Annotated in this window: 6 protein-coding genes; all 6 read right to left on the bottom strand. The window is 45.4% G+C overall.

Translation table 11 applies throughout. From position 1 onward, the window contains the following. Positions 1 to 141: 141 nt before the first annotated feature. Entirely contained in the window at positions 142 to 690 is a 549-nt protein-coding gene (locus DBK98_RS20010; protein ID WP_005780686.1) for a chromate transporter, read from the bottom strand. Between the two features lie 25 nt (positions 691 to 715). After that, positions 716 to 1258 carry a chromate transporter gene (locus DBK98_RS20005; protein WP_032535702.1) on the bottom strand — a complete coding sequence of 181 codons (543 nt, stop codon included), beginning with the start codon at positions 1256 to 1258 and terminating at the stop codon, positions 716 to 718. 29 nt (positions 1259 to 1287) lie between these two features. Next, positions 1288 to 5283 carry a two-component regulator propeller domain-containing protein gene (locus DBK98_RS20000; protein ID WP_033572581.1) on the bottom strand — a complete coding sequence of 1332 codons (3996 nt, stop codon included), beginning with the start codon at positions 5281 to 5283 and terminating at the stop codon, positions 1288 to 1290. Positions 5284 to 5455: 172 nt separating this feature from the next. After that, positions 5456 to 9160, bottom strand: coding sequence for a phosphoribosylformylglycinamidine synthase (purL, locus tag DBK98_RS19995; RefSeq protein ID WP_032535705.1), 3705 nt, complete (start codon positions 9158 to 9160; stop codon positions 5456 to 5458). Between the two features lie 238 nt (positions 9161 to 9398). Then, complete coding sequence (locus DBK98_RS19990; RefSeq protein ID WP_239650955.1) at positions 9399 to 10715, bottom strand: LruC domain-containing protein; 1317 nt, start codon at positions 10713 to 10715, stop codon at positions 9399 to 9401. 274 nt (positions 10716 to 10989) lie between these two features. Next, on the bottom strand, positions 10990 to 12279 hold the full coding sequence (locus DBK98_RS19985) for an LruC domain-containing protein (RefSeq protein WP_032535707.1): 1290 nt from the start codon (positions 12277 to 12279) through the stop codon (positions 10990 to 10992). Between the last annotated feature and the right edge of the window lie 193 nt (positions 12280 to 12472).

Below are 12472 nucleotides of genomic sequence, written 5' to 3'. Positions count from 1 at the left end.
TAGTTCACCACAGAGTAACACAGAGCTTTTTTTTAGACATAAGAACAAAAGAACAGGCTATTCTTTATTTGTTCTTATGTTCTTTTGTCTGAAAACTCTGTGGTTCATCAATGTGTCATCCTGTGGTTCATCAATCCTCTCCTAATATAATATCAGTCCTGCTATTCCGCAGGCAATAATCATCAGAATCGGGTTGGCATTGTACTTTTTCGTTCCGATAAAGGCCACTAAGAAGATGATAATGCTGATTACAAATGTATAAGTATCCCCTGTCGGTGAACCGAAATTCTCCGTATTCATCAAGACCAGTGCTGCCGACGCCAGCAGTCCTACTACGGCAGGGCGGAGTCCGCTGAAAACAGCTTCTACGGCAGGATGTTTTTGGTATTTCAGAAAAAACTTACTGATGGTGAGCATCAGGATAAAAGAGGGGAGCACTACTGCAAACGTGGCGATGACAGATCCCCAGACACTGCCCGTAGCCGTAAAACCCACATAAGTGGCGGCATTGATACCAATAGGTCCGGGAGTGGATTGACTGATGGCTACAATGTCGGTAAACTCCTGAGTGCTAACCCAGTCATAGCGTGTCACGACTTCACCCTGAATCATCGAGAGCATGGCATATCCGCCTCCGAAGCCAAATAGTCCGATCTTGAAGAATGTATAAAAGAGTTGCAGGTAGATCATAATGTTTAAATGTCAAAGTGGATGATTAGCGATGTGACTGTTTCCATTTTCCCCAGCAAAAGCCACCTACGCCTGCCGCGATAATAATCCAGATAGGAGAGAAGCCCAGTAACCAGATAAGCAGGGCAGAAACAACCGGAATCCAGATTGTATACCGGTTGACTTTGGCAGATTTCGCCATACTGAAAGTGGGTGCCGCAATCAGTGCGACCACTGCCGGGCGGATACCCTTGAAGATACGTTCTACGATGAGGTTATCTTTGAAGTTATGGAAAAACATGGCAATGGCCAGTATGATGATAAACGACGGGAGCACCGTTCCAAGGGCAGTTACAAGGCTTCCGCGTATACCGCGCAGTTTATATCCGATAAAGATGGAAATGTTTACCGCCAGGATGCCCGGTGCCGACTGGGATATGGCAAGCAGATCAACGAAGTCATCCTTGGAAATCCAGTTCCGTTTGGTTACGATTTCGTTTTCTATCAGAGGTACCATGGCATAGCCACCTCCGATAGTAAAGGCACCAATCTTGAAAAAGATGCCGAACGCTTCAAGATAAATATTCATTTGATATGTTACTCTTATTCTCTTTTTTCTTACTCTTGTGGGTCTTCTTCCTTATCCTCTTTGCCGCCCTCTTTAGAGTACTTGCTGGGACTCACATTGAAATGTTTCTTAAATACTTCACGGAAATACTTGACGTCACTGAATCCCGTCATCTCGGATATTTCGGTGATGGAGTGTTGTCCGGTCTTTAATAATGTTGCAGCCCGTTTCAGGCGGATCAGTCTGATATAATCTCCGGGAGCCTGATCGGTCAATGCCTTTAGCTTATTATAGAAGCTCGTGCGGCTCATATTCAAAAGGTTGCAGAGTACATCTACATTGAAGGCGGGATTGTCTATGTTTTCTTCGACACTCTTCTTGACCGTAGCAATGAATTTCCAGTCGAGATCTGTTGCACAATTAGGAGAGGCCTCTTCCTCTTCGCTGACTTCAAGGTTGGCATATTTGCTTTTCAGCAGTGCGCGGTTTGTCAGCAAGTTGGCAACGGTTGCTTTCAGAATGCCGATGTTGAACGGCTTGACTATGTATTCGTCTGCTCCTATTTTCAGTCCTTCCAGGATATTCTTCTCATCATTCAGCGCCGTAAGCAGGATGATGGGAATGTGTGACGTTTCAATGTCATTTTTTATGGCGGCGCAAAGTTCGTCTCCCCGCATTTCCGGCATCATGATATCCGAAATGATCAATTCCGGCATATACTCTTTTACGATAGTCAGTGCCTCTTTACCATTGGAACAAGTTTGGATGGTGTAATTATCCGATAACGTGTGGGTGAGGTAATTACGCAATTCATCATTGTCTTCAACGATCAGTAAACGTTGCAGGTTCTGGTCATGCTGTTTTTTCGCCTTTTCGTAAATGTCGGCGGGAGAAACAGGAGGTACTTGCTCCGTGCTGAGTTCGCGTGCGCGGGTAGCCAGATGTGCTTTATGGAAATGCTTGTTATCCTTCGGGAAAGTCACTTTGATAGACGAACCCTGATGTTCTACACTGTTAAGGTTGATTTTTCCTTTGTGCAGATGAACCAGTTTCCATACAAGCATCAGCCCGATGCCGCTTCCGGTCACTTTGGAGTTGATTGCGTTGCCTCCCCGGAAATGTATCTTGAATAGCTTCTTTTGTTCATTGGCAGGGATTCCGATACCAGTATCATTCACCTCAACGCTCCACGTATCGTTCGTTTCGGAAGCGTAAATGTGTACGCTGCCGTTTTCGGGAGTATATTTCAAGGCATTCGAGATGATGTTTTTCAGGATTGAATCCATCTTTTCTTTGTCGATCCATACATTCAGGTAACGGAAATTGCTTTCATAAGTGAAGTTGATGTGTTTCACGGTAGCGTATGGACGGAACGCATTGAAGGTCTCCGTCAGGTAAGTATTCAGTTCATATTCCGAAATATAAAGTTCCGACGAGTATACGTCTGCCCGTTCAAAGTTGATAAGATTAGTGGTGAGGCGCAACAGTGCATTCACGTTTCGTAAAGCCGTGTTCATGTTGCTGATACCGTCTTTGGTCAATGCTTCCCGTTCGCGTATCTCTTCGAGCGGAGCTTTGATCAGTGTCAGCGGAGTACGGATGTCATGTGCCGTATTGATAAAGAAGTGAATCTTTTCATCCGATATTTTCCTTTGTTTCCGGAGGATGATCATACGTAGGGCAATGATGGCTATCACCGCCAGTACGACGGCATAAATCAGCATAGCCCAAAAACTGAGCCAGATGGGTTGGGCAATACTGATTTCCATGGTACGCTCTTCAAGTACGACGCGTTTGTCTTCATTGGATACCGCACGGATGTGGAGGGTGTACTCACCCGGGCTCAAGTTCGTAAAGCGAATGATGTTTTCATTTCCGGGACGGCTCCATTGGTCGTAGAACCCCTCCAGTTTCCACGAGTATAAAATGTTCGACGGATAGTCGTAGTTGATAGACGATACTTTGAGTGAGAATATATTCTGGCTATAGCTCAGTTTCAACTCCTTGGTGTCATCAATATCCATATTTAGCGGAGAACTTTCTTCGCCGGGATAAACAGTCTGGTAGAAAATCTTCAGATCGCTGAGTACCATTTTGGAATAATACTTTCTGGGTATCTTCATCGTTCGGTTAAATTCGATGGCACCGTCGGAACTGCCGAATATAAAGTTGCCGTTTTTACGCAACGTGCCTGCTCCGGCATTGAAATGACTGGCCATCAATCCCTGATCCTTGGTCCAGTTATGGAACAGCTTCTCTGCCGGATAATAACTGGTCAGCCCGTTTTCGGTACTCATGACGATGTCTTCATCCGCATCCGAGAGGATTGCATATATATTGTTGGAAATCAATGCACAGTTATCTTTGTGGTAATGGGTGAAGCTTCTCTTTTCCGGATCGTATATCAATAGCCCCGAACCACTTGTCCCGATATATAAAAGTCCATTCTTTGCTTGGTACAGCGAATAAATATACATAGACTCTACCGGCAGGTCGATGCGTTGATACTTACCGGATTCTTTCTCGAGTAAATAAAGCCCGGTTGCCGTACCTATCCACATCTGTTTGCTGTCTTTTTCGATAATGGAGGTGATGGAGTTGAGTCTTGGGTACAGGCGGAGAGTTCTGTTTTTAAAGTTGATGCGCTTCAAGTTGTAATAACCTCCCGACCATATATCGCCATTGGCTGTTTTCATGATAGAACGGATATATTTGTCCGGCTGGATATTGATTCCATACAGTGAAGACGGAGTAACATACTCCACAGACAGGGTCCGTTTGTTTATCTGGTAAATCCCCGAACTATAGCCGGCAGCCCAGATGATCCCCGGTTCTACCTCACATACAGTGAGGAAGATATGATTCTTATTACGTTCGTCCTTTTCGAAGGAACTCATGAACGAATGCCATGTCCCGTTGGCGGAGTTGTAGTAACTGATTCCATTGTTGGTACCATACCATAAATCTCCGTCACTATCTTCAATGATTGAGTTTACTTGGTCATTGATTAGTGATTGTTTGTTGCCAATGGAATGCTTTATCCAGTTATAGCCCGAATAGCGGTTGTTGCGTACCGTGATGCCGATTGGATAGTTTGCAAGCCAGATGCGCTGTTCGTCATCCACATAAAAGTCGGGGATGTTGTTGCCGTTCATTTCGTTGTGTTGGTTGTAGTCGGCTACGATGTATGGAGTGGTCTGATAAGAGTTTACATTTATCTTATATACTCCTGCATCGTCTGTTGCAACAAGCAGTTCCTTATTGTTCAGTGGCTTTATGCGTGTGATGCTGACGTCTGTCAGGCTCATTCGGGGTTGGGTACTTCGTTTGGTGTTCATGTCATAGACATATATGCCGCGTTCGAAAGTACCGATGAATAATTTGCGTGAAGGGCGGTGGAAATAAAGTTCGTTGATCTGTATCGGGAGATTGTCCAGTTTGTCACACGGAAGCAGATGCAATGCCCGATTTTTTAGTTCGGCGTGATGAATGCCTTGTTCCGTACCGATAAAGAAATGTGTTTCGTCTATTTGTTCGATATCAGTGATATCTTCTTCAATTTCATTTCTGATCTGCAGGGTTTGCTGCGTATGGGTGTTGTATAGATAAAGATATTCATCGTTGCACAGCCAGATGTTGTTATTCTTGTCGATGAAGCTGTAGCTGATGGGAGCGGGGCGGTCTTTGACCACGTCTTCCGGTAGCTTGTAGACAAGTGTGAATTCATCCCGTAACGGGTCGTAACGGAACACCTTTCCTTTCTTTCCTATTTCCCATAAGGTATTTTCGTGGTCCAGATATAGCCAATTCAGGTTAAGCAGTGAATTCAGTTCTTCACCGTTATCCATCAATTTATATCGTTTGAACTCTTTGCCATCATATCTGTCCACACCTTCATGGGTAAGGAACCACATATATCCCTTTTTATCTTTTTGGATGTAATATACCCTCCGGTTGCTTAACCCATCCTCTACACCGATATATTTGTAGGTTTGTGCAGAGACCATAAGAGGCAATAAGAGCAGAAGAAAAAGAATTTTTTTCATACAAGCTGGAATCCTTTAATGATTATTCTTTCGGGGGGCGAATGATTTTACAAAATTAATAAAAAGAGTGGAGAAGTGCAAACTTTACGAAAGGATTTGTTACGGACGCTGAATGACGAAAAAGGGCGGACCTCACTTTGAGACCCGCCCTTCTTTATTGTTGCATATCCTGTTATTTAGTCTTTTCTTCGATCCACTTACGTGCATTTACGAAAGCTTCAATCCATGGAGTTACCTGATCGCTGTGTACGCGGTCGGCAGGATAATTGGCGTTTTGCCATGGGAAGATGGCACGCTCCAGGTGAGGCATCATTGCCAGATGGCGGCCGTCTGTGCTGGCCAAGGCAGCTATCGAATAATCGGAACCGTTCGGGTTGCCCGGATATTCGTCGTAGGAGTATTTGGCTACTACGTTGTATTGGTCTTCATCGTATGGCAGAGAGAATTTTCCTTCTCCATGTGCTACCCAGATACCCAGTTTGCTGCCGCTCAGTGAGCCGAACATAACGCTGCGGTTGGTAGGGATAGTGACGCCGATGAAGGTCGATTCGAACTTATGTGATTCATTGTGCAGCATTTTTCCTTTCTTCTCGTGTTCCGGATTTACCAATCCCAGCTCCATCATCAACTGACAACCGTTGCAAATACCCAATGACAGTGTGTCTTCACGTGCGTAGAACTTATCGAGCGCCTCTTTTGCTCTTGGATTGAACAAGAAACCTCCGGCCCATCCCTTGGCAGAACCCAATACATCTGAGTTAGAGAACCCTCCGCAGTAAACGATCATATTTACATCTTCCAGTGTTTCGCGTCCGCTGATAAGGTCGGTCATGGTGACATCCTTCACGTCGAAACCTGCCAGATAGAGCGAGTATGCCATTTCACGTTCGCCATTCGTACCTTTTTCACGGATGATGGCGGCACGTATACCGCTCGGAGTACGACGTTCCGGAGTGATGCCGTATTGAGACAGTTTGCCTTTGAAGCCCGGCATGAATGCGAATTCAAGCGGTTGCATCTTGTAGTTCTCAAAACGTTTCTTGGCGCATCCGTTCATTGACTGTTTGCGGTCGAGCAGGTAAGAAGAAGAATACCACACATCACGCATATAGTCTATACCGAATTGGTAAGTAGCACCGTCCTTGTTTACCAGAATATGACGTTCGTCCGTCGGTTTACCCAACTTGATGAAGCCTACGCCGGCATCTTCGAGGATTTTCTTCACTTCGTCTTTGTGCTTGTCGCTGATCTGGATAACGATACCCGGGTTTTCGGCAAACAGAATCTTCACGATATCCGTTTCCTTCATCTTGTCAAGTTCGATTTCCAGGCCACCTTCTACGTTGGCAAAGCACATTTCAAGCAGCGTAGTGATCAGACCACCTGCCGAAATGTCGTGTCCGGCAAGAATCAGTCCTTTGTTCACCAACTCCTGTACTGCCAGGAAAGCGTCGCGGAAGTATTCGGCATCCTGTACATAAGGCACTTCGTCACCTACCTTACCCAATGACTGCGCAAATGCCGAGCCACCCAGTTTCAGGCTGTCGAAACTGAAGTCGATATGGTAGAGTGTAGTTTTGGCATTGTTGACAAGGACGGGAGAAACCACTTTCTTCACGTCCGAAACCTCACCGCCGGCTGATACGATTACCGTTCCCGGAGAAACTACTTTCTCTCCATTCGGATACTTCTGAGTCATAGACAAAGAATCCTTTCCGGTCGGAACATTGATCTGCAATGCACAGCAGAAATCGCTCAGTGCTTTAACGGCTGTATACAAACGGGCGTCTTCCCCTTCCTGAGAGCGGCAAGGCCACATCCAGTTGGCGGAAAGTGATACGCTGTCCAAACCTTCGGCCAGCGGAGCCCATACCAGATTGGTCAGCGCTTCGGATACGGAAAGGATGGAACCTGCTGCCGGATCGGCCAGTGCGGCCTGCGGAGCATGTCCGATAGAAGTAGCGATACCTTTCTCGCCACGATAGTCGAGTGCAACGACACCACAGTCGCTCAAAGGCAACTGGATTTCTCCCTGGCACTGCTGGCGGGCTACTTTACCCGTAACCGAACGGTCCACCTTATTAGTCAGCCAGTCTTTACAAGCCACGGCTTCCAGCTGCAACACCCGGGTCAGATATTCGTGAAGTTTGGATGTTTCATATTCCGGCATTGTATAGTGACGTTCTACGGTCTTGTCTATCATGTAAGTTTTGGGAGAAGAACCGAACATCTGGTCTACGGCCAGGTCGAACGGACGGACGCCGTCGGCTTGCTGGAAAGCAAAACGATGATCTCCGGTCGTTTCACCTACCACGTACATCGGAGCGCGTTCACGTTCGGCAATTTGGCGTACGTGTTCGATGGCCTCTTCTTTAATAAGGAGTCCCATGCGTTCCTGGCTTTCGTTTGCTATAATTTCTTTGGCCGACAACGTTTTGTCACCGATAGGCAGCTTACTCATGTCAATAAGTCCGCCGCACTCTTCCACCAGTTCGGAGAGGCAGTTTACGTGTCCGGCCGAACCGTGGTCATGGATAGATACTACCGGGTTTTCGTCCTCTTCGCAAAGGGCACGAACCACATTGTTGGCGCGTTTCTGCATTTCCGCATTGGCGCGCTGTACGGCATTCAGTTCGATACCGCTGCTGTAACGGCCTGTATCTACCGACGAAACCGAACCGCCGCCCAATCCGATACGGTAATTGTCACCGCCGATCACTACTACTTTGTTTCCGGCTTCCGGCTGTCCTTTCAGGCAGTCGCGTTGTGTGCCGTAACCTACGCCTCCGGCAAGCATGATTACTTTGTCGTAACCATAAGTTTCATTGTTTTCCGTATGTTCAAAAGTCAGTACCGAACCGCAGATCAATGGTTGGCCGAACTTGTTGCCAAAATCACTCGCTCCGTTGGAAGCTTTGATCAGGATCTGTTCCGGAGTCTGGTATAACCATTTGCGTACCGGCAGGATTTCTTCCCATTCGCGTCCTTCTTCCGTGCGTGGATAAGAAGTCATGTAGACGGCTGTTCCGGCAATCGGCCATGAACCTTTACCTCCGCCCATACGGTCACGGATCTCTCCTCCTGTGCCTGTCGATGCACCGTTGAAAGGTTCTACTGTGGTGGGGAAGTTATGGGTTTCCGCTTTCAGCGAAATGACGCTTTTGATATCTTTTATCCGGAAGAAATCGGGTTTGGAGTGGTCTGCCGGGGCAAATTGTTCAATTACCGGACCTTCGGCAAAAGCCACGTTGTCTTTGTAAGCTGAGATGATTTTGTTCGGATTCTCCTGAGTAGTCTTTTTAATCATCTGGAAGAGGGACGATTCCTGCTCTACGCCGTCGATGATAAATGTTCCGCCAAAGATTTTGTGACGGCAGTGTTCCGAGTTGATTTGTGCGAATCCGAAAACTTCCGAGTCAGTCAGGCGGCGTCCAAGATCCGATTCTACCTTTTTCAGGTAGTCCATTTCTTCTTTTGACAGGGCGAGACCTTCTTTTTCATTGTAGGCTTCCAGATCGTCGATATAGATAATGGCTTCCGGTTGGCAGTTGGTCGTGAATACGTTTTGGTCGAGACCTTTGTACATGCGTTGCAGCATTGGGTCATAGTCGGCATTTTCATCTTTTACAGGGAAATACTCCTCGATACGGCTGATACCTTCGAGTCCCATGTTCTGGGTGATTTCTACTGCGTTGGTACTCCATGGAGTAATCATCTCACGTCGTGGCCCAACAAAGCAGCCTTGCAGGTTTTCTTCACTTTCCGGCACGGCTTCACCAAAAAGCCAGCAGAGTTTGTTGTTGTCGTTCGCGTTAAGTTCGTGGTTGCTCTCTACGGCAATCACGCTCTTGGAAGGGGTTCTGAAAAAAAGAATCATGTGTGTATATACGATTTTGTTTTCTTTGCGTGCAAAGATAAGCAAATTCGTTGGTGGTGAGAAAGAAATGCAATAAAAAAACTTCAGCCTGCCGTGGAATGAGACAACGGGCAGGCTGAAGGCAAAAACTAATCTGATTTGTGATTCTGAAAGTTGCCGGCTTGAGGGCGAATTTTGCCAACAACTTTCGCACAATCCTTAGAAAACCGATACTAATTTTTACTATTGAGATGAAGGATTAGTGTTTTTGGGGATCGATGTATAAACTACTAATTTGGGGGTAATTATACCATTTAGATTCTTCTACATTATTTTCCAACTCATATCCTCCGGTCACCAACCAGCTCTTAAATTTCGGATAAACTTTCAGTAAATCTTGTTTCTCTATTGCCCATCCCATTTCAACAGGTGCTTTCAGTGCCCATACAAAACCGTCTTTATTGCAATAATAGTTCTTTCCAGCCTCTTTCCGGTCAGTTTCATAACCTTTGTATAATTCAGTAGGCTTGAATCCGACGAAGTGTATTTCACGTCCGTTCTCGGTGTTTTGGAGGAAATAGTCAAAGTCGTATGCGGTAGAGAAATTGTTGAATATGAAATTAGAATCATCTAACGTCACTTTCAATTTGAATGAAAAAATGATAGTCGGTGTTTCCGCACTGGAGGAGATCAATTTACCTGCTTGTGTGTTGTAGAATTGGGTTCCGTCTGAGCCTTTTAGGTTATCAAGTCCTGTCAAGGCAAATATGGGACTTGAAGCATTTGCGAGAAACTCTACACCAATACCTTTAGTAGCCGATTCAATTTTAAAATCTGTGATCTTATCTTTGGTTATTGTGGGGGAATCAATGAGATCTCCATTCATGTCCGTTGCTTTACCCGGCAACTGGATGCAGAAACGATAAGGCAGACTTCCTCCCATTGCACGTAGCTTCAGGCTGATGGTAATATCCAAATAGTCATTTTTTCTGTCAGAGGATCCGCTCCAAGTCGTTTGTGCCCGATAGTTTATCACGAAGTCGTTGAAATCATAGTCTCCCAATTCAGGCCACATGTCTTCAAACATAAGTGTACCATATTTATTTTTAGCGGGTTTATATATAGTGGAAGTAGGCCAGCCACCTTCTGATACTCCTCTATCCGGAAACAAGCAGTCGGCTTCCCAACGGTTCGCTAAACTTCGTGTGAGGGTTTTCGACTTGATGCTTATCTTTTGAGTTTCGTATCCCCCGTTGGTTACCGGATATTTGATCCAGATGGCATTATTGGCGCTCGGCACTTCCAAAGAAGTGTTCTTGTCTCCTTCCGGGATCGCAAGGTCTGCTATCTGTTCGGAACATGCTTCGTCCAGATAGATGGAAGCGGAAACGGCATGCGGCGCATTAGTCGCAAGGGTGACGGTGCGTGTTGTAGACCAGTCGAAACCATCCGGTATAACCAGGTCAGTGGTGTTTCCGGTGGGTGGTACCGAAAGGTCTTTGTCGTCGTCTACACAAGATGTCAAAAGACACATTAGTCCTGCTAATGTGTACATTGCGGTTTTCATTCTTTTCATAATTTTATTGTATATTCATGTAAGTTTGCTGTGTGTTCTGTTTGAATCCTGATACAAACTTATTGTATATATTGTCAAATCACGCAAAGAATGTGGCAAAAGTGGTTGAAATGTTCAACTTTTAAGGGTCTGATAGTCTATTCGTGCGAAGAGAATCAATAAAGAAAAACTTCAGCCTGCCACAGTCAAGGGGGGAATGACCGGACAGGCTGAAAAATAAATCAAACAAATACCTATTTGAATAATAGGATTAGGGTATGAAATGTTTGATGGCTTATTTTATTGCTTGAGATGAATCGAGATATTTGAACCAGTTTTCGTTGAAGTCCGGACTGTCCGGTGAGAGATTCGGATTAGTGATCCAGCTTCTGAACTTGCCGTAAACCTCCATGATATCTTTCTTTTCGCGTGGATGTGCAAGCTTAACAGGCACTTTGATACCCCACACGAAATTGTCGGTACTGCAATATTTGATGTCACTGCGCATATTGTTTCCGGCTTCACCGGCGTATGAATCGCTGTAGTAAGCAGTCGGTTCGTAACCTCTCAGGTGAATTTCACGTCCTCCGTTCTTTTCTTTCTGGAGGAAGAAGTTCTGATTTTCTGAGATTGCCGCCGCCCATAATGCCTTTGTTCTTTCTAAGCTGTTGAAACAGTTGATCTTTAATCTGTATTTAATCGTTACCAGGTCATTGGCTGCTATCTGATGGTCAGCTTCGGTATTATAGAATGTTCCGCCGTTATTCTGTTTCCGTAATTGATCGGTGCCGGTGAATATGAAGATAGCAGGAGCGTCTTCTCCGGGATTCTGAAGTTCCATCTTAACAAGGTCGTTCCCGTTTATTTCGATCACTTCGTCGATATATTTGGCAGATGTTTGGTCTAATTGCAGTCCCAGGCGATAAGGCAGATAGCCTCCCATTGCACGGAAAGTGATTTCAAATTCAATTCCGTCTGCCTCATAAGAATCTTTGCTTCCGTTGCCGCCGTCAAAGAAGATCGCTTGCGCGTGATACCAGATAACGAAATCGTTGAAATCATAATCTCCCATTTCGGGCCAGTTATCTTCCATCATCAGGGTTGCCGTTTCTCCTTTTGCGGGATACCATTGATATCTGTATGCACCCTCTCCTCCGTTTGTGTCAAATCCACTCACGTTTTCCGGCAGTTTGACCAGCGTCTCTGCACGTGTAGAAGCCGTATTGAGGGGGATGTTCATCATTTCTTTCCCTTTGCTTGTAGCATACTGTACGTATAATGCCCGGTCTGCCTTGGCTACATCCAGCCGGATGTTTTTGGCAACTTCGGATACAGGCAGTTCTGTCAGTAAACTTGCGTCGGTGCATGATTCGTCGGTATAAATCGCCACTCGTGTTGCCACGGGCGAAGTAATGGAGAGATTGACACTCCTTGTAGTGGTCCAGTCCGCATCATCCGGTATGACCAGGTCTGTCGTTTTTTCCGGTTCTTTGGGTTGTGAGAGGTCTTTGTCATCCTCAACACATGCTGTTAAAGCAAGTGTTGCTCCCAGTAGGGTGTACATCATCCAATGCGTTGTTTTCATTATTTTTGTGATTAGGATTATTTACTTGTTCGTTTGTATAAGGAAGTTACGAAAAGAGTGTAATTTATTGGAAATGAGCATTGGGTAATCGCTCATAATAGTAATAGGTTACGAATTAGTTAGTTATCTACTGCATTATTCTTCTGTGCGTTGCGTAACCTTCAAAGAACTCTTCGTATGCAAAAGTAACAAT

It is taken from the genome of Bacteroides sp. PHL 2737 (assembly GCF_004115325.2).
Taxonomy (GTDB): domain Bacteria; phylum Bacteroidota; class Bacteroidia; order Bacteroidales; family Bacteroidaceae; genus Bacteroides; species Bacteroides hominis.
Note: the sequence above shows the minus strand (reverse complement) of the source record. Positions and strands in the feature narration are given on the sequence as shown.

Coding starts and splice junctions, on each gene's coding strand:
- DBK98_RS20010 (WP_005780686.1), bottom strand. CDS start 690: ATGATCTACCTGCAACTCTTTTATACATTCTTCAAGATCGGACTATTT.
- DBK98_RS20005 (WP_032535702.1), bottom strand. CDS start 1,258: ATGAATATTTATCTTGAAGCGTTCGGCATCTTTTTCAAGATTGGTGCC.
- DBK98_RS20000 (WP_033572581.1), bottom strand. CDS start 5,283: ATGAAAAAAATTCTTTTTCTTCTGCTCTTATTGCCTCTTATGGTCTCT.
- purL (WP_032535705.1), bottom strand. CDS start 9,160: ATGATTCTTTTTTTCAGAACCCCTTCCAAGAGCGTGATTGCCGTAGAG.
- DBK98_RS19990 (WP_239650955.1), bottom strand. CDS start 10,715: ATGAAAAGAATGAAAACCGCAATGTACACATTAGCAGGACTAATGTGT.
- DBK98_RS19985 (WP_032535707.1), bottom strand. CDS start 12,279: ATGAAAACAACGCATTGGATGATGTACACCCTACTGGGAGCAACACTT.